General features: G+C 66.4%; 16 protein-coding genes and 1 pseudogene. 10 read left to right on the plus strand and 7 right to left on the minus strand.

Features of this window, described 5'->3' with window-relative positions:
* Window positions 1–13: 13 nt before the first annotated feature.
* The 5 genes and pseudogenes from A6723_RS25820 to A6723_RS25835 all read right to left on the minus strand — a co-directional run.
* Window positions 14–382 (minus strand): annotated as a pseudogene (locus A6723_RS25820) (polyphosphate kinase 2); the annotation flags it as partial.
* Between the two features lie 288 nt (window positions 383–670).
* A complete protein-coding gene (locus A6723_RS25825; protein WP_054907685.1) occupies window positions 671–1,123 on the minus strand; it encodes a PaaI family thioesterase in 453 nt (150 codons plus the stop codon).
* Window positions 1,124–1,258: 135 nt separating this feature from the next.
* Window positions 1,259–1,651 (minus strand): hypothetical protein, encoded by a 393-nt coding sequence (locus tag A6723_RS25830; protein WP_054907686.1) that lies wholly within the window; start codon window positions 1,649–1,651, stop codon window positions 1,259–1,261.
* A gap of 338 nt (window positions 1,652–1,989) precedes the next feature.
* Window positions 1,990–2,145, minus strand: coding sequence for a hypothetical protein (locus A6723_RS32220; RefSeq protein ID WP_175405590.1), 156 nt, complete (start codon window positions 2,143–2,145; stop codon window positions 1,990–1,992).
* Between the two features lie 274 nt (window positions 2,146–2,419).
* The gene (locus A6723_RS25835; RefSeq protein ID WP_054907687.1) at window positions 2,420–3,541 is read right to left on the minus strand and encodes a M14-type cytosolic carboxypeptidase; all 1,122 of its coding nucleotides are present in this window, start codon (window positions 3,539–3,541) and stop codon (window positions 2,420–2,422) included.
* 210 nt (window positions 3,542–3,751) lie between these two features.
* Here A6723_RS25835 and lpdA point away from each other — a divergent pair, with 210 nt between their 5' ends.
* The 10 genes from lpdA to A6723_RS25885 all read left to right on the plus strand — a co-directional run bounded on the left by lpdA (window position 3,752) and on the right by A6723_RS25885 (window position 18,084).
* Window positions 3,752–5,152, plus strand: a complete 1,401-nt coding sequence (lpdA, locus tag A6723_RS25840; RefSeq protein WP_054907688.1) for a dihydrolipoyl dehydrogenase — start codon at window positions 3,752–3,754, stop codon at window positions 5,150–5,152.
* Between the two features lie 246 nt (window positions 5,153–5,398).
* Window positions 5,399–5,668 (plus strand): hypothetical protein, encoded by a 270-nt coding sequence (locus tag A6723_RS25845; RefSeq protein ID WP_024763325.1) that lies wholly within the window; start codon window positions 5,399–5,401, stop codon window positions 5,666–5,668.
* Between the two features lie 304 nt (window positions 5,669–5,972).
* A complete protein-coding gene (locus A6723_RS25850) occupies window positions 5,973–9,656 on the plus strand; it encodes a PAS domain S-box protein (RefSeq protein WP_054907689.1) in 3,684 nt (1,227 codons plus the stop codon).
* The gene (locus tag A6723_RS25855; protein WP_054907690.1) at window positions 9,653–10,654 is read left to right on the plus strand and encodes a two-component system response regulator; all 1,002 of its coding nucleotides are present in this window, start codon (window positions 9,653–9,655) and stop codon (window positions 10,652–10,654) included. The genes A6723_RS25850 and A6723_RS25855 overlap by 4 nt, the downstream gene beginning before the upstream one ends.
* Window positions 10,655–10,717: 63 nt before the next feature.
* Window positions 10,718–11,263, plus strand: a complete 546-nt coding sequence (locus A6723_RS25860; RefSeq protein ID WP_054907691.1) for a DUF4256 domain-containing protein — start codon at window positions 10,718–10,720, stop codon at window positions 11,261–11,263.
* A 150-nt stretch (window positions 11,264–11,413) separates the two neighbouring features.
* Window positions 11,414–12,496: an efflux RND transporter periplasmic adaptor subunit gene (locus tag A6723_RS25865; protein WP_054907692.1), complete on the plus strand. Its 1,083-nt coding sequence runs from the start codon at window positions 11,414–11,416 to the stop codon at window positions 12,494–12,496.
* Entirely contained in the window at window positions 12,496–15,537 is a 3,042-nt protein-coding gene (locus tag A6723_RS25870; RefSeq protein ID WP_054907693.1) for an efflux RND transporter permease subunit, read from the plus strand. Before A6723_RS25865 ends, A6723_RS25870 begins: the two co-directional genes overlap by 1 nt.
* Before the next feature lie 96 nt (window positions 15,538–15,633).
* The gene (locus A6723_RS25875) at window positions 15,634–16,638 is read left to right on the plus strand and encodes a GlxA family transcriptional regulator (RefSeq protein WP_054907694.1); all 1,005 of its coding nucleotides are present in this window, start codon (window positions 15,634–15,636) and stop codon (window positions 16,636–16,638) included.
* 27 nt (window positions 16,639–16,665) lie between these two features.
* Complete coding sequence (locus tag A6723_RS25880) at window positions 16,666–16,908, plus strand: DUF1272 domain-containing protein (protein ID WP_054907695.1); 243 nt, start codon at window positions 16,666–16,668, stop codon at window positions 16,906–16,908.
* 9 nt (window positions 16,909–16,917) lie between these two features.
* Window positions 16,918–18,084: an MFS transporter gene (locus A6723_RS25885; RefSeq protein ID WP_054907696.1), complete on the plus strand. Its 1,167-nt coding sequence runs from the start codon at window positions 16,918–16,920 to the stop codon at window positions 18,082–18,084.
* A gap of 209 nt (window positions 18,085–18,293) precedes the next feature.
* Here A6723_RS25885 and nfuA read toward each other — a convergent pair whose 3' ends face one another.
* On the minus strand, window positions 18,294–18,878 hold the full coding sequence (gene nfuA, locus A6723_RS25890; protein WP_054907697.1) for a Fe-S biogenesis protein NfuA: 585 nt from the start codon (window positions 18,876–18,878) through the stop codon (window positions 18,294–18,296).
* Window positions 18,879–19,086: 208 nt separating this feature from the next.
* Window positions 19,087–21,369: a fatty acid cis/trans isomerase gene (locus A6723_RS25895; protein WP_054907698.1), complete on the minus strand. Its 2,283-nt coding sequence runs from the start codon at window positions 21,367–21,369 to the stop codon at window positions 19,087–19,089.
* Between the last annotated feature and the right edge of the window lie 10 nt (window positions 21,370–21,379).

Genomic DNA, 21,379 nt, shown 5'->3' on the forward strand with positions numbered 1-21,379 from the left:
GCTGGAAGTATTACTGGGTCTGCTCGCGGTCGTTCGGCGCGGGCAGCGCGGCGACGCGGCAGACACGCGGATTGAGGCGCTGGGTGATGCGCTTGATCACGCCGCCCTTGCCGGCAGCGTCGCGCCCCTCGAAGAGGATGACCACCTTGTGGCCGGTCTTCACCACCCAGTTCTGCAACTTGACCAGCTCGGCCTGCAGGCTGAACAGGGTGTGGAAGTAACGCTGGCGCGCCAGGCGCTCTTCATGGGTTTGCAGGCTGCCGTGGCGCAGCCCTTCGAAATCGTAGAGTTCGTCGAACAGTTCGAGTTCGAGCTCTTCGTCGCGGTCGTCCTGCAGGTCGCGCTGGACGCGCCGTGGGAAGTTCTTGTCATCGAGCAGCATGGTGGGTTGCCTTGTGCCGTCACTGGCTCAGTCACATTGAGTGACACTTTCATGACAGAAAAATGTAGACACGCTTTATGACGAATTCATTACAACCGGTGAAAGAAGTTTCTTGCAGAGCCCGTGCTAGAGCGTCCCTTGATAGGACACCCGATGAATTAAGAAGATCTTAAGAACGCCGCCGGGCCGCCGAGCGGTGCTGGTATCGAAGCGCTATCAGCCCGGGGAAACAGCCGCGAACATCCGTCCGCGGCCGTGGGGAGGTGAATATTCGGGGGCGGAAAATGCTCAGGCGTCAGCCAGCGGGCGCGGCTTGTTGACGTACTTGAAGGTGCCGGAGGCGGACGCCACGGCCACACCGGCGCTATTGCGCAACTCGGCCTCGCAGAAGGCGATGGAGCGCGTGTGGTGGCGGACGCTGCCAAGGGCTTCCAGCACCTCACCCACTTCCCCGCCCGGCCGCAGGAAATTGGTCTTCATTTCCACCGTCACCACGCCGCGGCCGGCTTCGTCGGCATCGCTGGCACTCAGCGCCATGGCGACATCCAGCAGGGTCATGATCAGCCCGCCATGGGCGTTGGCCCAGCCGTTCACGTGCTGCGGTTCGACGCGCACCACCAGCCGACCGGGGCCATTGCCGTCGTCCGCCGGGGCATGGCGGAACTGCAGGAAGTCGAGCATGGGAATGGCGATGCCACGGTGTGCGGTGTAGAGCTTGAGCTGTTCGATATCGAGGGGCATGGGGCTTCCTGGTGCAACGAGTGGGGCCAGGCGATATTCCCCGCTCCGATCGGCAGATCGCAAGCCCGACGAAGCTTCATGCACGGCGGGAATGCCCACCGATTGCAACGCTCAGCGCCCCACCGGCGCGGGGGGTCAGCGCGCCTTGCGGGTGCCGTTCTTCTTTTCGCTCTGGCGCTCGACGGCCTGGACGAAGAGTTCCTCCACCAGCAGCGACTGGATCGGCGAGCGCGTTTCCAGCGACAGGCTCATGGACTCCAGCTTCTGGTTCACCCCCAGGCGGGCGATGCCGCACAGCAGGATGCGCTGGGCGCCGAAAATGCTGCCCTTGTCGACCAGCACTTCGCGGGGCTTGTCGCCGTCCAGGTAACTGATCTTGAGGGATATACCGGTGTCGTCGCGCACAGCCAGGTTGAGCCAGGTGGCAACGTTGAACTCGACCACCCATCCCAGACCGGTCTTCTTGGCCACGGCTTCACGGACCAGATGAGCGGGAACCGGACCCAGGGGGGTACTGTGGTTTTCCATGGGGTTACTTCTGACGGCTGCGGGTAGAGCGAAATGCGCTAACGGAAGACCCGAGTTTATGTGAAGCAGTTCAAGTTTTCAGTCTGTATTTTGTATGACATCGACTATTCAGTAAGCCCGAAGTTACAGATCCGGAGCGCTCTAAAATGCCGCCTCCAGCATGGAAACGGATGACGGAAGGGAGCTGACGGCGCGGAACAGCAGGTGCGGTCCGACGAAGTGAATGACTGCAGGTCAACAATCACGCAAGGCCGGTCCGGCGGGGAGCCGAATCGGCCTTGGTGTATCTCCCTGGCTGGCGCACTCGCCAGTGAGGCATGCCCCTCGGGCCTGCTGGTTCAGGCCGCGCCAGCAAACGGGCGTGACCTGTGTTCGCCCGCGCGGTTCTTGCGCACTTCACGGCGGTCTCTGAAATCCAGTTCTTCCACGGCGTCCGTGCGGTCCTGCAGGTCTTCGATGACTTGCGGGGTCAACAGCTTGCGATGTCGAGTCATACCTGCCTCCTGAATTCGTATGTCTCATGCTTTGGATTAGCACGCGAGGGTGAAGATTCAACAGCCAGGCGGGACGGATTACCCCAACGGTCAGCCGCCAGGGATGTAAGACTTCGCTAGGAAAGACGCCTTTCTGTAGGAGCGAGCTTGCTCGCGAACACCCGGAAGCTCTAGGGCTGGGCCGGTTCGCGAGCAAGAACTGGGCGTCCCCCTCGGCCCTACGAAGAGCTCCGGGGCGGGACATCGCAAACCTCGATGTCCGTCCGCTCGCGAATCAGCGCAGCTCGTCGACCATGCTGGCGACCGTGACCAGCACCGCCTCCGCCAGCGCCTTCGACCGCGCCCCGCTCCAGCCGGTACGCAGGTTGGGCGACAGGTTGTGGTCCTTGAACGGCATTTCCAGGGTCAGCGACAGGCAGTCGTAGGTGCGGCCGACGTGATTGCAGGCCAGGGTCAGGTTGGCCTGGCCGGGGGCGTCCTTCGGGTAGCCGTGCACGCTCTGGAATTCGCCGTTGGCTTCCAGACGCTCGCGGAACAGGCTTTCCAGGCGATCCAGGCGCGGCGTGAACTCCGGGTTGCCTTCGCAGCCGGCGGCGAACACGAAGGGGATTTCCTCGTCGCCGTGCACGTCAAGGAACAGGTCGACACCGTACCGGGCCATCTGCTGCTGGACGAACAGCACTTCCGGGCTTTCCTCGGCGCTGGGCGCGGCCCAGGCACGGTTCAGGTCCTTGCCGGCGGCGTTGGTACGCAGGTGGCCGTGGAAGGCACCGTCCGGGTTCATGTTCGGCACCAGGTAGAAGTCGGCGCGCTCCAGCAGGCGCTGGACCTCGGCATCACCCGATTGCAGGCGATCGATCAGGCCTTCCATGAACCACTCGGCCATGTGCTCGCCGGGGTGTTGCTGGGCGATCAGCCAGATCTTCCGCGCACCCGCCGCGCCCTTGCCGATGCGCAGCAGGGGCAGTTCGCGGCCTTCGATGCTGTTGCCGGTGGCGAGCAGCTCGGCGCCATTGGCCTGGGCGCGCCTCACCAGTTCGGCGTGGCGTTCGCGGCTGTAGGGCTCGAAGTAGGCGAACCAGGCCTGGGGCTGTTCGGCATCGAGGCTGAAGTGCAGGCCGTTGGAATCATAGGTGCTGGGCACGCGGAACCAGTCGCGCTGGTCATACGAAGCCACCGCGTTGTAGCCCGGCCAGCCGCCGGTGTAGCTGGAGCCGGGTGTATTGGTCAGGCTGAACCGGTACTGCTGGCCGGGTTCGAGGCCCTCGGCCTTGAAGTGGAACCACTGGAAGTGCGGGCTCTTCGTGTCCGGGCGCAGCGCCAGGCGCACGTGGCGCGGGTCACTGTCGTCGATGACCTGGATGTTGCCGCTGTCGAAATCGCAGTCGATCTTCATGAATTCTCCGTAGGCGCACGAACCTGAGGCGCCAAAGCCCTGCATTTTCGCCCTCCCCGCCGCGTCTGTCATGTCTGCGTGACTTGCGTTGAATCATATATTATGTTCGTAATATAAATCGAGTAACGCTTATCCCAGGCCCTGCGCTGGTGATCCGGCGAGCGCGGGCTAACCTCGATTGACCCCTTTTTCCAACTCGGAGAGCACTGCATGAGCGCATACGATGTGATCGTCATCGGCGGCGGCCCCGGCGGCTACAACGCGGCCATTCGCGCGGGCCAGCTGGGCCTGAAGGTCGCCTGCGTGGAGGGCCGCGAAACCCTCGGCGGTACCTGCCTGAACGTCGGCTGCATGCCGTCCAAGGCGCTGCTGCATGCGTCGGAACTGTACGAAGCGGCGGCCGGCGGCGAGTTCGCCAACCTCGGCATCCAGGTCAAGCCCAAGCTGGACCTGGCGCAGATGATGAAGCAGAAGGCCGAAAGCGTGACCGCGCTGACCAAGGGCGTGGAATTCCTCTTCCGCAAGAACAAGGTGGACTGGGTGAAAGGCTGGGGCCGCATCGACGGGCCGGGCAAGGTGGAAGTGACCGCCACCGACGGCAGCAAGAGCAGCCTCACCGCCAAGGACATCATCATCGCCACCGGTTCCGAGCCCTCCCCGCTGCCGGGCGTGGACGTCGACAACAAGCGCATCCTCGACTCCACCGGCGCGCTGTCGATTCCCGAGGTGCCCAAGCACCTGGTGGTAATCGGCGCCGGCGTGATTGGCCTGGAGCTGGGTTCGGTATGGCGCCGCCTGGGTGCGGAAGTCACGGTCATCGAATACCTCGACCGCATCTGCCCCGGCATGGACCTGGAAACCGCCAAGACCTTCCAGCGCGCGCTGACCAAGCAGGGCATGAGCTTCAAGCTGGGCTCGAAAGTCACCCAGGCCAAGGTCAGCGGCAAGCAGGTGACCCTGAGCGTCGAGCCGGCTGCTAGCGGCGCGGCAGAGTCGATCCAGGCGGATTACGTACTGCTCGCCATCGGCCGCCGCCCTTATACGCAGGGCCTGGGGCTGGAAAGCGTGGGCCTGGCTACCGATAAGCGCGGCATGCTGGAAAACCATGAACACCGCAGCAGCGTGCCCGGCATCTGGGTGATCGGCGACGTGACCTCCGGCCCGATGCTCGCGCACAAGGCCGAGGACGAGGCCATCGCCTGCGTCGAGCTGATTGCCGGCAAGGCCGGGGAAGTGAACTACGACGTCATCCCCAGCGTGATCTACACCCATCCGGAAGTGGCCACCGTGGGCAGGACCGAGGAACAGCTCAAGGCCGAGGGCCGCGCTTACAAAGTGGGCAAGTTCCCCTTCACCGCCAACAGCCGGGCGAAGATCAACCACGAGACCGAGGGCTTCGTGAAGGTGCTGGCGGACGAGCGCAGCGACGAGATCCTCGGCGTGCATATGATCGGCCCGAACGTCGGCGACATGATCGCGGAGTACTGCGTGGCCATGGAGTTCCGCGGCGCCGCCGAGGACATCGCGCGCACCTGCCACCCGCACCCGACCCGCTCCGAGGCACTGCGCCAGGCGGCGATGAACGTGGACGGCTGGGCCATGCAGGCCTGACCGCTCGTCGCCAACTACAAATGGCACGTGCGGCGCGATGGCGCACCCCTAAAATCGCTACAGGCCACGGCTGACGGGGCCTGTAGCGACTGAAACAGTTTTATTTGCGACTATTTTGTGTACAACCGCGACATGGGTTGTGACTTTCTTCGACTCTGAATCCATCAATTGCGTGAACGAACACGAAAGTGGATGAACCGCTTTCGCCACCTTCGCAATGGATTACCACGCAGAGAGATCACAACCATGCATGCGACTCTTCGTTTCAACGAGGCTCTGCTGATCACTGGACGAGCCTTCCAACCCTTCAATTGTGTGACCTGGGTTGACCAAGGGGGCGACGGCAGCCTCGACCTGTCCGTCCTCGATCGCACCGGTACCCGTCTGCTGGGCCTCACCCGCATTCCCAGCTCCGCCTACTCCGACCCGGAGCAGCTCGAAGGCCTGCTGAACCAGGCCCGCGACGAGCTGAACCGCGAAGGCTACCGCCTGCAGGAATGGCACATGCCCGCCTGATCCGCAGACAGGTACCCAAAGAAGCCCGGCCCCAAGCCGGGCTTCTTCATTTCCGGCGCCAGCCGTCGGCAACCGCTCAATTTGCCGCTTCGTCTGCCGACAACGAAGTGTCGGTCGCCGTCCGGGCTGCATCGTTTCAGCTTCGATTCCGAACATTGGCTTTCCGCTCGTCCGAAACCCGCATTCCACCGCCGGTTCAGCGGGAGCAGCGACCGACAATGATGGCAATTTGCAGCCATCCTGTGTTTTGCTCACCCCGTCTCGTCTTCCACCGGGCCTTCGGCACGCAGTACGGTCTCGTTCAATGCTCGATCTGCAGCGATATTTCTACAGCGGCGACACCCCTTCGCTGCTGGTTTTCGGCGAGCACAACAATGCTCTGGTGCTGCTCTCCATCCTCATTGCCGTCTTCACCTCGACCATGGCCCTGCAACTGTCAGGCGTGGCGCGGCTGGCGCGCAGCCCGTTCTACCGCCAACTGGCCATCGGCACCGGCGCGGTGGCCCTGGGCGGTGGCGTGTGGGCGATGCACTTCATCGGCATGCTGTCCTTCCAGCTCTGCGCAGCGGTGCGCTACGACCCGTTGATCACCCTGCTTTCCGGCCTGCCGAGCCTGTTCGCCTCATGGATCGCACTCAACCTGCTGGCCCAGCGCAACGTCAGCACGCTGCAGTTCATCGGTGGCGGCGTGCTGGTCGGCGCCGGCATCGGCGCCATGCACTACAGCGGCATGGCGGCCATGCAGATGGCGCCGCTGCTGCGCTACGACCCGTGGATGTTCGCCCTGTCGATCCTCGTCGCGGTGGTCCTGGCCGTCATTGCGCTCTGGGTGCGCTTCGGCCTGCGCGGCAAGATGCGCCCGAACCTCGCCATTCTGGTCAGTGGCCTGGTGATGGGCCTGGCGATTGCCGGCATGCACTACACCGGGATGGCGGCGGCACGTTTCGTCGGCATGGAAGAATTTGGCGTGCCGCAAGGCGTGCAGGGCAGCTTCTACCTGGCGATGGCGGTGTCCATGGCCACCATCAGCCTAAGCATCTGCGTCGCCGCGGTGAACGGCCTGCTGCGCTATCGCCAGCTGTTCCAGGAGCTGGAGCGCCGACGCAAGCACCTGGATTCGCTGCTCGACGCCGCCGTCGAGGCGATCCTCACCATCGATCACAGCGGCGTGATCCGCTCAGTCAACCACGCAGTGCTGCGCCTGTTCGGCTGGCACCCGCACGAGCTGGTCGGCAAGCCCATGCAGGTGCTGATGAACGAGGCTTACGGCCATCAGTTCCGAATGGCGCTGGAGAACTACAAGAGCAGTGGCAAGCGCCAGTTCAGCAACTCCGAACTGGAGCTGGAAGGCCTGACCCGCGACGGCCGGGAGATCCCCGTGCGCGTCAGCCTCGGCGTCACCGATCACAACGGCAAGCCCTGGTTCGTCGTGTTCGTCGCCGATATCAGCGAACGCCGCGAGATGGAGCAGGCCCTGCGTACCAGCGAGGAGCAGTACCGCTCGCTGATCCGCAACATGCCCGGCATCGCCTTCCGCGTCCTCCCGGACGACGCCTGGAGCACCCTGTTCGTCAGCGATGCGGTGGAGGCCGTCACCGGCTGGTCGGCGCAGGACTTCAGCGACCAGCGCATCACCTTCGCCCAGCTCTACCATCCCGATGATCAGGAAGCGGTGAACGAGGAAGTCCGCCGCGCCATTGCCGAGCGCCGCAGCTACGTCGTCGAGTACCGGCTGTTCGACCGCAGCGGCGCCGAACACTGGATCTGGGAAGGCGGCAGCGCCTGCTACGACGAGGCTGGCAACCCGCAGTGGATCGACGGCGTGCTGCTCGACCAGACCGAAACCAAGCTGCTGAGCAACGAGTACGAAGGCAAGGTCACCGCCATCGGCCGCGCCATGGCGCTGATCGAATTCGACCTGGACGGCCGCGTACTCGCCGCCAACGAGAACATCCTCGAACTCTTCGGCTACACCGAAGCCGAGGTACTGGGCCAGCACCACAGCCTGTTCTGCCCGCCGGACATCGCCGCCAGCGCCCGCTACCAGGCCTTCTGGCAGGGCCTGCGCGAGGGCGAGTACAACGCCGGCGAATACCGCCGCCTGGCCAAGGACGGGCGCGAGGTGTGGATCCACGCCACCTACAACCCGATCCTCGACTTCGACGGCAAACCGGTGAAGGTGGTGAAGCTGGCCACCGACCTCACCCCGCGCCGGGTCATGGAGCAGGAACTGCGCAGCGCCCGCGACCGCGCCGAACAGGCCGCCGCCGCGCGCAGCAGCTTCCTGGCCAACATGAGCCACGAAATCCGCACGCCGATGAACGCCATCATGGGCTTCACCGAACTGCTGCTGGATTCACCGCTGGAAGACAATCAGCGGCGCTACCTGAGCACCGTACAGAACGCCTCACGCTCGCTGCTGGGCCTGCTCAACGACATCCTCGACACCGCCAAGCTGGACCGTGGCGCCATCGAACTGGAAGCCCTGGACTTCTCCCTGCCGGAGCTGTGCGAGCAGGTCTGCGCGGCGCTGCGACTGTCCGCCGAGCGCAAGGGCCTGAGCCTGCAGATCGACTATGGCCCGCGCGCCGGCGAGTATTTCTGCGGCGACCCGCTGCGCCTGCAGCAGGTGCTGACCAACCTGCTGGGTAACGCGGTGAAATTCACCGAGCGCGGCGAAGTGAGGCTGGTGATCAGCGGCGAACCCGGCGCGCTGCGCCTGGCCATCCGCGACACCGGCATCGGCATCGGCACCGACCGCCTGGAGCGCATCTTCGACCCCTTCGCCCAGGCCGACGCCTCCATGAGCCGGCGCTTCGGCGGCACCGGGCTGGGCACCACCATCTCGCGCCAACTGGTGGAGCTGATGGGCGGCCGCATCACCGTGGAAAGCGAAGTGGGCCGGGGCAGCGTGTTCACCGTCGACCTGCCCTTGCCAGCCGGCCACAGTGTGCAACCGGTTACCCGCAGCCACGCGCCGAGCCTGCCGCCGCTGCGCATTCTGGTGGCGGACGACGTGCCGCAGAACGTCGAGCTGCTGGAGCTGAACCTGCGGCGCCTGGGCCACCACCCGCACAGTGTCGGCGACGGCCAGGCCGCGGTGGAGGCCTACAGCGCGCAGGACTTCGACCTGGTCCTGATGGACGTGCAGATGCCCGGCATGGATGGCCTGGAAGCCACCCGGCGCATCCGCACCCTCGAGCAGCAGCGTGGCGTCGAGGCCGTCCCTATCATCGCCCTGACCGCCAGCGTGCTCGACCGCGACCGGCAGAACGCCCTGGACGCCGGCATGAACGGCTTCGCCAGCAAGCCGCTGGAGCTCAATGCCCTGCTGGATGAGATAGCCCGCCTGCTCGGCGCCGCGCCCGCAGTACGCAGCACGCAAGCCACCGCGCCAGCACCACTGGCAACCCTGGACTGGACCGTCGGCGCCCGCCTGTGGGGCGGGCCGCTGCCCATGGCGCGAGCCATCGTGCGCTTCCTCGAAGAGCAGGAAACCAGCCTGAACACCCTGGAAAGCGCAGTGAGCAACGGCGATCGCGCCGGCATTGCCGCCCTCGCCCACCGCCTGCGCGGCGCCGCCGCCAACCTCGCCCTGCCGCGTCTGGCGGGCGCCATCGGCGCGCTGGAAGGTTCCGCAGAGCAGGGCAAGGCTGAACAACTGGCGGCTGCCCTGGAGCGTGTCCGCGCGGAGTTCACCACGGTCCGCGAATCAGTGCCGCTGGTACCGGAAGCTCTCGCCGAGGCGGTTGGGGCAGCCGTTGGCGAGGCCGCCTCGCAGGACCTGCGCGACGCGCTGCAGGCCCTGCAACTGGCCCTTTCCCGCGGCGGCCTGGACGACCAGGCACTGGAACGCCTGCGCCTGGGCACCGCCCAGGGCGAACACCGCGAGGCCTTCGAAGCCCTGCGCTATGCCATCGACGACTTCGACTTCGACCAGGCCCTGGAATGGGTCCGGACCCTCGGCGCCCGCCTGGAGCAAGCATGACCCTGACCGCCCAAGATCATCGTCCCTGCCTGCTGCTGGTGGACGATGAAGCCACCAACCTCCAGGTGCTGCGCCACATCCTTCAGGACGACTACCGCCTGCTGTTCGCCAAGGACGGCGACAAGGCGCTGGAGCTGGCCAACCGCGAACGCCCGGACCTGGTCCTGCTGGACGTGATGATGCCCGGCATGACCGGCTTCGAGGTCTGCCAGTGGCTCAAGGCCGAGCAGGCCACCTGCGCCATCCCGGTGATCTTCGTCACCGCGCTGGCCGATGTGCCCGACGAGGCGCGGGGCTTCGAGGTCGGCGCGGTGGACTACATCACCAAGCCGGTGAGCCCGCCCATCGTCAAGGCGCGCGTGCGCACGCACCTGTCGCTGGTGCGCGTGGAAGAGCTGCGCGAGACGCGCCTGCAGATCGTCCAGCGCCTGGGCAAGGCCTCCGAGTACAAGGACAACGAGACCGGCCTGCACGTCATCCGCATGAGCCACTACGCGCACATCCTGGCCCGCGCCGCCGGCTTCTCGGAGAAGGCCGCCGACGACCTGCTCAACGCGGCGCCCATGCACGACGTGGGCAAGATCGGCATTCCCGATGCCATCCTGCAGAAGCCCGGCCGCCTCGACGAACAGGAATGGGCGGTGATGCGCCAGCACCCGGAGATCGGCGCGCGGATCATCGGCGAACACGACTCCACCCTGCTCACCCTGGCGCGCAGCATCGCCCTCACCCACCACGAACGCTGGGACGGGACGGGTTACCCCAATGCCCTGCGCGGCGAGGAAATTCCCCTGGAGGGCCGCATCGTCGCCATCGCCGACGTGTTCGACGCGCTGACCAGCGTGCGCCCGTACAAGCCGGCCTGGAGCATCGACGAAGCCATCGAACTGCTGCGCCGGGAAAAAGACCGCCAGTTCGACCCGGAGCTGGTGGAGCTTTTCCTCGGTTGCCTGCCCGACATCCTCGCCGTGCGCGAGCGCTGGGCCGACGCCGGCTGAGCCGCAGGCCGCGCAAATCCTGCTTTACTCTCTGACCTGCAACCCCTGCCGAGAGTAAGCAAGATGAATGCGAAGCAACGCGACACCCTGCTGGCCACCCTGCAGGCGCGGTTCAAGCAACACCCCGAGCGCCACAAGGGCATCGACTGGGCGGAAGTCCAGGCGCGCCTGGAGGCCGCCCCGGCCAAGTTGAAAGCGCTGGAGCAGATGGAGGAAACCGGCGGCGAACCCGACGTGGTCGGCCGCGAAAGCGCCAGCGGCGCCTTCCTGTTCTTCGATTGTTCCGCCGAGACCCCGGCTGGCCGCCGCAGCCTCTGCTACGACCGCGAGGCGCTGGACGCACGCAAGAAGGACAAGCCCGCCGGCTGCGCCACCGAGCTGGCCGCGCAGATCGGTATCGAGCTACTGGACGAGGCGCAGTACCGCCAGCTGCAGGAGCTGGGCAGCTTCGACCAGAAGACCTCCAGTTGGCTGCGCACGCCCGGCTCCATGCGCAAGCTGGACGGCGCGCTGTTCGGCGACCGCCGCTACGAGCGGGTGTTCACCTACCACAATGGCGTGCAGTCCTACTACGCAGCGCGTGGTTTTCGCGGGGTGCTGATGGTTTAGAGCCGCTCACCTGTAGGGCATTTCTGAACGATTCCTGTACCGCTACCGAACTTTCCCAGGGCCGGCCGGCAGCCCTTGATTCATGTCAGACGGATTCCTCCGAGCGGCGCGCAGCCTTGCCTCACCCGCTCAGCTCAAGAGGAATCCCGCGTGAAAACGCCCGCCTGCCTTCTGCTCGCCGGCCTGCTGGTTGGCTGTGGCCCGACGCCGTCGGCGCCGATCGATATCGTGCGCCCGGTAAAGCTCTACAGCGTGCCCGCCGCTAGCGCCGAAGGCGTACGGCAGTTTCCCGGCCAACTGGTGGCCTCGGATGAGGTCGACCTGTCCTTCCGCCTCGCCGGCCACCTCAAGACCCTGACAGTGAAACAGGGCCAGCGCGTGGAGCGCGGCCAACTGATCGCCGAACTGGACGACGCCGACCTGCGCCTGCGCCTGCGTGACCGCGAAGCCAGCTACAACCTGGCTCGCGCCCAGTACCAGAGAGTTGCCACGCTCAACGAACGGCAACTGGTGGCCCGCGCCGAGTTGGATCAGCGCAAGGCCCAGCTGGATTCCGCCGAAGCCGCGTTGAAGCTGGCCCGCCAGGAACTGGGTTACGCGCGCCTGACGGCGCCCTTCACCGGCGTCATCGCGCAGGTGCCGGTGCAGAACCACCAGATGCTGCAGCCCAAGCAGCCGGTGGCCATCCTGCAATCCGCCGATAGCTACGACGTGCAGTTCCAGTTGCCGGAAAGCCTGCTGGAGCGCGTCGACGGTGCGAGCCTGCGCAGCGACTACCAACCCATCGTGCGCCTGGCCCGTGTGCCTGGCCGGGACTTCCCCGCGCACTACAAGGAGCACAGCACCCGCCCCGATCCGGCGACCCTGAGCTACACCGTCACACTCACCCTGGAGCGACCGAAGGACGTCACCCTGCTGCCGGGCATGAGTGCCACCGTCGAGGTGGATTTCGCCCAGCTCGGCCGCGTTGCACAGGCGCTCCTGCGGGTGCCGGTGGAAGCGGTCTTCAGCGCCGACGACGGCGCGCCGGGGCAGAGCCAGGTGTGGGTGGTGAAAGGTGAAGGCGATGCCCTGCACGTCGAGCGCCGCGCCGTGGAACTCGGCCAGCCCGGTCCCGAGGGCATCCGGCTTCTGTCGGGGCTGGAGCCGGGCGAGCGCATCGTCGCCGCCGGCACCGCCGAGCTGCGTGAAGGCCAGGCGGTGCGTCCGTGGCAACGCGAGCGAGGGCTGTGATGGACTTCACCGGCTATTTCCTGAAAAACAAGGTCGGCAGCTGGATCGTCATCCTGCTGCTGGCCCTCGGCGGCCTCTACGCCATCCTGGAGATCGGCCGGCTGGAAGACCCGGCCTTCACGGTGAAGACCGCCGTGGTCGCCACCCGCTACGCCGGCGCCTCGCCGCAGCAGGTGGAAGAGGAAGTCACCTACCCGCTGGAAAACGCCATCCAGCAACTGGCCTACGTCGACAAGCTGACTTCGATCTCCAGCGCCGGCCTCTCGCAGATCACCGTCAACGTGAAGCCGCAGTACCGCGCAGGCGACTTGCCGCAGATCTGGGACGAACTGCGGCGCAAGGTCAACGACCTCGCTCCGCACCTGCCGCCTGGCGTTTCGCCGCCACAGGTGAACGATGATTTCGGCGACGTATACGGCATCCTCCTGTCGCTCTCCGGCCAGGGCTACAGCTACCAGGAACTGCGCGACTACGCCGACTACCTGCGCCGCGAGCTGGTGCTGGTGCCCGGCGTGAGCAAGGTGGTGGTTTCCGGCCTGCAGGCCGAACAGGTACAGGTGGATGTCTCTCGGGAAAAGATGACCGCCATGGGCGTGCCGCTGACTCGCCTTGTGGACCTGCTGACCCGGCAGAATGTGGTGTCCGACGCGGGTAGCCTGCGCGTCGGCAGCGAGAGCATTCGTCTGCATCCCACCGGCGAATTCACCGACGTCTCGGAGCTGGAACAGCTGCTGGTCAGCGCACCGGGCAGCACCCAGCTGATCCGCCTGGGCGACATCGCCACGGTGAAACGCGGCTTCACCGACACTCCCAGCCACCTCTGGCGCGCCGACGGCGAAGCGGCCCTGGCGCTGGGCATCGCCTTCGCCCCGCAGGTGAACGTGGTAAAGGTCGGCGACGCCGTGCACTTGCGCCTCAACCAGTTGGAAAGCGAACGCCCCGCTGGCATGCAGCTGACGCCGTTCTATGACCAGGCCGTGGAAGTGCACGGCGCAGTGAACGGTTTCCTGCTCAGTTTCGTCCTGGCGCTGGCCATCGTGGTCGGCACGCTGCTGGTCTTCATGGGCCTGCGCAGCGGCCTGGTGATCGCCGGGGTGCTGGCGCTTAACGTGCTCGGCAGCCTGCTGCTGATGTACCTGCTGGGCATCGAGCTGCAGCGCATCAGCCTCGGCGCGCTGATCATTTCCCTGTGCATGCTGGTGGACAACGCCATCGTCGTGGTCGAGGGCGTGCTGGTCGGGCGCCTGCGCGGCCAGGGCATCGACGCCGCGATCCGCCACATCGTCCGCCTCACCGCCCTGCCCCTGCTGGGCGCCACGGTGATCGCGGTGCTGGCCTTCGCGCCCATCGGCCTGTCTTCCGACTCCACCGGCGAATACTGCCGCTCACTGTTCGACGTGCTGTTGGTGTCGCTGCTGCTCAGCTGGGTGACGGCCATGACCCTGACGCCGCTGTTCGCCCGCTGGGCCTTCGCGAAGATGCCGGCACAGGCAGCGAGCGCCGAGCCGCACCAGGGCTGGCTGTACCGCACCTACCGCGGGCTGCTGGAAGCCTGCCTGCGCCAGCGCGCGCTGACTCTGGGCGTGCTCGCCCTGGCACTCGCCGCATCGCTGCTGGGCTTCTCCCAGGTGCGGCAGAACTTCTTCCCGCCGGCCAACACGCCGATGTTCTTCGTCGACCTGTGGCTGCCGCAGGGCACGGCCATCGAACACACCCGCGACCTGGCCGCCGAGATCGACCGGCACATCACCGCCCTGCCAGGCGTCGAACGCACCGTTACCAGCATCGGCCAGGGCGCACCACGCTTCATCCTCACCTACAGCGCCGAACGCCAGCACGCCAACTACGCGCAAGTGCTGGTGCGCACCGAGAACCGCGCGCAGATTCCAGGGCTGATCGCCGACCTGCAGCACTACCTCGATGAGCGCTATCCGCAAGTGCAGACCGGCCTCAAGCGCCTGATGTTCGGCCCGTCCAACGGCAGCGCCATCGAAGTACGGCTGACCGGCGCCGATCCGCAGGTGCTGCGCCGCCTCGGCGCACAGGTGGGCGATATCCTCGCCGCCGACCCGGTCGCTACCGGCGTCGGCCATGACTGGCAAGCCCGTGCGCTGCTGGTCCGCCCACAGTTCAACGAAGCCCGCGCCCGCGAACTGGGGATCGACAAGGGCGACCTGGACAGTCTGCTGCGCATGAGTTTCAGCGGCCTCTCCGTCGGCCTCTACCGCGACGGCACGCAGCAATTGCCCATCGTCGTGCGTGAACGCGACCTGGACGCTGGGCAGATCAACGACCTGATGCTGTGGAGCCCGGTGAGCCAGCGCTACCTGCCCATCGAACAGGTGGTCGGTGGCTTCGACAGCGTCTGGGAAGACCCGCTGATCCTGCGCCAGGACCGCAAGCGCACGCTGACGGTGATGGCCGACGTCGCCCCACAGAGCGGCGAAACCTCCTCGCAACTGCTCGCCCGCGTGCGCCCGCAGATCGAGGCGCTGCAACTGCCACCGGGCTACGAACTGGCCTGGGGCGGCGACGTGGAAAGCTCCGGTGATGCCCGCAATGGCGTACTCGGCAGCCTGCCGATGGCCTTCCTGGCGATGTTCATCATCACCGTGCTGATGTTCGCCTCGCCGCGCAAGGCGCTGCTGATCTGGCTGACCGTGCCGCTGGCGATGATCGGCGTGACCGTCGGCTTCCTGCTCACCGGCATTCCCTTCGGCTTCATGGCGCTGCTCGGGCTCCTGAGCCTGTCGGGCATGCTGGTGCGCAATGGCATCGTGCTGCTGGAGGAAGTCGACAACCTCGCCGCCGGCGGCCAGCCACCGCGCGAGGCGCTGGTGAACGCGTCCTGTGCGCGCCTGCGGCCGATCTGCCTGACTGCGCTGACCACCATCCTCGGCCTGGCTCCCCTGCTGCTGGACGCGTTCTTCCAGAGCATGTCGGTGGTGATCATGTTCGGCCTGGGTTTCGCCACGCTGCTGACATTGATCGTGCTGCCGGTGCTGTATGCCAGCGCGTATCGGCTGGGTGCAGCCAGGTAGGCCGGCCTGCAGATTGGCAAGATTCGTGGGGTGACTGACGTTGCCGCCAGCGTCGGCCACCGCCACACTCGTGACATCCAATGAACGAGTGTCGCCATGGAATCGCTGCGCCGGATCGCCTGCCTGCTCTACCCCGAGGTCATGAGCCTGGACATCACCGGGCCGCTCCAGGTGTTCGCCTCGGCCAACGTCGAGCGCCAGCGCCAGGGCCTGGCACCGGTCTATGAGCTGCTGGTACTGAGCGAACAGGCCGGGCCGGTGGCCACCTCGGCCGGCCTGCGCATCTGCGCTGACATGGGATGGCGGGAGGTCGAGCCCGCCACCTTGGATACCCTGCTGGTGCCCGGCGGGCTGGGCGTCCCGCAACAATGCGAAAACACCGACCTGCTGCGCTGGCTGGCTGCCGCCGAGCCCCAGGTGCGCCGGCTCGGCTCGGTGTGCTCCGGCGCGCTGATCCTCGCCGCAGCCGGCGTGCTCAACGGCCGTCCGGCCACCACGCACTGGGCGGATGTCGATGAGCTGTGCAGTGACTACCCCGAGGTACTGGTCCAGGGCGACCGCCTGCATACCTACGATCCGCAGCACCGCGATGGCGACGATCACGTGTTCACTTCGGCCGGCGTCACAGCCGGCATCGACCTCGCCCTGGCGCTGGTGGAAGCCGATCTCGGCCGTGCCCTCGCCCTGACCGTGGCGCGGCGGTTGGTGATGTTCCTCAAGCGCCCCGGCGGGCAGGCGCAGTTCAGTCACTGGTTGACCCCGGAACCTAGCCGCACGCCACGCCTGGCGGCACTGCTGGAGTGGATACCGGCCAACCTGGGCAGCGACCTGTCGCTGGAGGTTTTGGCCGAACAGGCGTGCATGAGCCCGCGCACACTGTCGCGGGTGTTCATCAACGAACTGGGCATGGGCCCGGGGCGCTACGTCGAACGCGTGCGCCTGGAAGCCGCCCGCGCGCTGCTGCAGGACGCCCAGGCGTCGATCAGCACGGTGTCGCGCCTGTGCGGCTTCGGTCACCCGGAGAACCTGCGCCGCACCTTCCACAAACACCTGGCGATCAGCCCGCAGGAATACGCCGAGCGCTTCGGCCAGTTGCACTGACTTCAATCCACAGCAAAGGACTTTGCCATGCTCGAACTCCGCCCCGGCTGCGAATGCTGCGACCGCGACCTGCCCGGCGACAGCGCCGACGCACGCATCTGCAGCTTCGAATGCACATTCTGCACGGACTGCGCCGAACAGGTGCTGCACGGCCATTGCCCGAACTGCGGCGGCGAACTGCTGCCACGCCCACGCCGGCCGCTGGCGAAGCTGGCGGCCAACCCGGCCTCGACCCAGCGCGTGCTCAAGCCTGCCGGCTGCCAGGGCTGAGGACGGAGCATGCTGCTGCGCACTCCGGCGATCCGCCTGCTGTTCACCAGCCAGGCGCTGTACTGGTCCTGCTCGCTGATCGGCATCACCCTCACCTCGCTGGTGGGCGCGCAGCTCACGCCGATCAACAGCCTGGCTACGCTGCCCCTGGCGATCCTGGTGCTGGGCAACCTGCTGGCGGTGCAGCCGTTGTCGCTGTTCATGCAACGCCACGGACGGCGGCGCGGCCTGCTGCTGGGCGCCGCCTGCGGCGTGTTCGGCGGGCTGCTTTGCGCGCTGGGCGTGTGGCTGGCGGACTTCCTGCTGTTCTGCCTCGGCGCGCTGCCCATCGGCGCCTACCAGGCGTCGGCGATGTATTACCGCTTCGCCGCGCTGGAAGCGGTGGACGAAACCCACAAGGGGCGCGCCACGGCCTACGTGATCGGCGGCGGCGTGCTGGCGGCGTTGCTCGCACCGAGCCTGGCGCTGTGGTCGCGCAATGCCCTGCCCGCGCCCTTCGTGGGTTCGTACCTGACCATCGCTGTGCTGGCGCTGGTCTCCCTCGCCGTGCTCAGCCGTCTGCCGGAAGGCGCAGCGCCCGCGCCATCCACCGGCGGCTGGAAGGTGATGCGCGAGCTGCTGTCGCGCCCGGCGGTCCGCGCGGCCATGGCCTGCACCGCAGCCGGCCACGGGCTGATGATCCTGATCATGAACGCCACGCCACTGGCCATGAGCTTCTGCGGGCTGCCGCTGGAGCGCTCGGTGAGCGTGATCCAGTGGCACGTGCTGGGCATGTTCCTCCCCGCCTTCGTCGCCGGCCCGCTGGTGGACCGCCTCGGCGGCCGCCGCGTGGCCTGGGTCGGCATGGCGCTGCTGGCAGTGAGTGCGGCGGTGGCGCTGAGCGGTCAGTCGGTGGCGCAGTTCCTCATCAGCTCACTGCTGCTGGGCATGGGCTGGAACCTGATGCTGGTGGCCGGCACCACCCTGCTCGCCTTCGGCCACACGCCGCAGGAGCGCGGGCATGCGCAAGGGCTGATGGAACTGGGCAACGGCAGCCTGGCGGCGCTGATGTCGTTCAGCTCCGGCGCGCTGATCACCAGCGTCGGCTGGAGCGCGGTGAACCTGCTGGTGTGGCCGGTGCTGCTGGTGGCGCTGGTGATGCTCTGGTCGGGACGGCGGGAAGTGGCGCAGGCCTGAGGGTTTGGCTGCCTACGCGGTTCGCGAGCAAGCTCGCTCCTGCAAGGAGCTCAACTGCGTAGGGCGCATAACCCGGAACGGGTTATCCGCCGCAATGGCGGATAACGCCTGAGGCGTTATTCGCCCGACGTTTCCGAGCAGGCCCAGGCCCGGCTCCAAACGAAAAAGGCGACCCGAAGGTCGCCTTTTCACTGCTCGATCGCCTGCCTTTAGTAGTAGGCGTTCTCGCGGTTGCTGTGGTCGGTGACGTCACGCACGCCCTTCAGCTCAGGGATGCGCTCGATCAGGGTCTTCTCGACACCGTCCTTCAGGGTCATCTCGACCGCACCGCAGCCCTGGCAACCGCCGCCGAAACGCAGCACGGCGATGTTGTCCTCGACCACGTCCACCAGGCTCACCTGGCCGCCGTGGCTGGCCAGGCCGGGGTTGATCTCGGTCTGCAGGTAGTAGTTGATGCGCTCGGTGATCGGGCTGTCCTCGTTGACCATCGGCACCTTGGCGTTCGGCGCCTTGATGGTCAGCTGGCCGCCCATGCGGTCGGTGGCGTAATCGACCACGGCGTCTTCCAGGAAGGGCTCGCTGATGGCGTCGATGTAGGCGGTGAAATCCTTCAGGCCGACCGGGGTGTCTTCCGGCTTCTGCTCACCCGGCTTGCAGTAGGCGATGCAGGTTTCGGCGTACGTGGTGCCCGGCTGGGTGATGAAGATGCGAATGCCGATGCCGGGAGTGTCCTGCTTGGACAGCAGCTCGGCCAGGTAATCCTGTGCGGCTTCGGTAATGGTGATAGCGCTCATGGCAACTCCTCGCAAACGTGGCGCCAGTTTACGCCAAACGGGGGGATCGGATAAAGCCCTACTGATTTAGTAGGAATAATTCGCAGGTAGGCTAAGCACTTTCCTGTAGGAGCGAGCCTGCTCGCGAATGGCCCCGCAGCGGGGGCTGGTTCGCGAGCAAGGACCGGGCGTTCCCCTCGGTCCTATAGGTTCAGGTCCGCGATCTGGTTTACAGGTTCTCGTAGCGATTCATGTCCAGCACGCCTGCCTCCACCGGCTCGGTTTCGCGCAGGTAGGCATCCAGGTCATGGAAGTAGAACCAGAACTGCGGGTTGCTGCGACGCACTCCCCAGCGGTCGGCGATCTTCTCGAAGTCCGCCGCACTCTTTACCTGCTCCAGGGCGCCGACGAAGTCCCGCACGTCGGCCGCCTTCAGGTTGAACATGAAGTTCGGGTAGCTCGACAGCACGCCTGGGTAGATGGTCAGGGTATCCAGGCCCGGCTGGTAGCGCAGCGACTCGCCCGTCATGAAGGCCACGTTGCTGTGGGCACGGTTGCGCAACACGGTGTAGATCTCGCGCTGGCCGTCCGGCAGTTCCACACGCAGCATGGTCGCCTCGGGGAACTGGTCGATGACCGGCAGGCCGGCAGCCGGGCGGCTGACCAGCCGGCTGAAGGCCTGTTCGGTGTCCTGCAGCGGCGCGGCCACGGAGTTGCGGTAGCAGGCGCCGTTTTCGCACAGGTTGATCGGGTCGGGCCGCGCATTGAGCGCCACGTAGTGCTTCAGCAATTGCTTGGCGAAGGCCAGCTTGGCGCCCTTCTCCGGCAGGAACAGCCCGGTGGGCGCGTCGCTGTCGGTGGTGTAGTAGTCGGCCCACATCTTCAGCTTGCCGCTGCTCTGGTACCAGTCATCCAGCAGCTTCTTGCGCGCACCGACGGGCATCAGGCGCAGGAAGTTCTGTTCGGCGCCGTTGCGGATCAGGTCGAAGTACAGACGCGTCTGCGCCTGGTGGGCGACGTTGCCGAACACGTCGAAGTTCACCACCAGCCCGTAGTAGGTGCGCTCCAGCAGCGGGTAGTCCATCCACCAGAGGGTCTGCGGCACGCCGCCGATCAGGCCCTTGCGCACCGACGCGCTGTCGTACTGGCGGAAGATGCTCAGCACGGCGTTGTCATTGCCGGCCCAGATGTCCGCCCAGGTCGGCGCGGGCGCCTCGTCATAGACATCCTGGCGCAGCTCTTCGTATTTATTGCGCTTGTCGCGGTAGGAGCGCCATTGCGACAGCATCGCGCCGACGTCGTCGATCTGCCCCGGCAGCGCCAGCAGCGGCGAGGCCTGGCGCTGGAATTTCGGATCGGTGACATAGAGGTCGTGGTCCGGGTCCTGGAACACCGCCCAGAAGTTGTCGCGGATCACGTCGGTGGCGATCTGCCCACGGCACACCGGCCCGCGGATGAAGGTACGGACGAAGTACTCGGCGTTGTCCAGCATGAACTGGTAGCGCGCCCGCGCCGGAATCGCCTCGAAGGTCACGAAGGGGTTGGCGCGGTGCTGCAGGCCGTAGCCGGGCACCTTGTCGGTAGTCCAGGGGGTGCCGTAGAACAGCTCCTGGTTGCGCTTGAGCCGCGCCTCGTTGAGCGGATAGGTGATGTGCGTCTTGTGCACGATCACACCCTGGATCGGCCACAGGCGGTAATAGAAGGTATTGCCCGGATCGTCGTTCGGCCGCCGCGTGGCGATGGGGTCGATGGGCTGGCCGCTGGGCGTGCGCGAGCGCACCAGCTGGAAGAAGTGCCCCGGCTCGCCGCGCTCGGTGAAGTACAGGTGGGCGAGGAACAGGTGCTCGTAGATCCAGCGCGACACCAGGCTCTGACGGGCGCCGGGCTGGTTGAGGAAGCTTTCCCACTCGGCGATCTGCTGCGCTTCGCCGCTGCCCGGCTGCCAGGCCAGTTCGTCCACCGGCGCGCCCTGGGCCAGCCAGGTCTTGATGGTTTTCAGCTGCTTGTCGGTCAGGCCGGTAACGGCGAAGGGCATGCCGCTGCGCGGGTTCTTCGCCACGAAGTCGTCGATGGTCGCGGGCGTCGGGCACTGGTTGGTGCGGTTGATCGACAGGTCGAGGCCATCGGGGATCTTCGCGTTGGGCACCAGTGGGTGGTCATGCCCCAGGTCGATCATCCGTGCCATCAGCGCCGCCTGGCTGCCGCGGCCATCGAGCACCGACCAGAAGTCCTTGCGTCGCCAGGCATCCGCACCGTGGGCGTCGAGGAACAGCCGGGTGGTGTCCTGCGCCTTGGTACGCGCGCCGTCATACACCGGCAGCTTGTTCGCGCCGCGTTGCGCGCCTTCGGCGGCCGTCAGGTTGAGCTGGCACGGCGAGTCGTAACAGGCATGGCAGGCCACGCATTTCTCGGTGAAGATCGGTTGGATATCGCGGGTGTAGGACATCGATTCGGCACGCAGGCCTACGCTGGCCATTAGCAGGGCCAGCAGCACGAGGATCCGGGGGAGCATGGGGGTGTTC

Origin of the sequence: Pseudomonas sp. AU11447 (assembly GCF_001672555.2) — a bacterium.
In the GTDB taxonomy this organism is placed as follows: Bacteria; Pseudomonadota; Gammaproteobacteria; order Pseudomonadales; family Pseudomonadaceae; genus Pseudomonas; species Pseudomonas nitroreducens.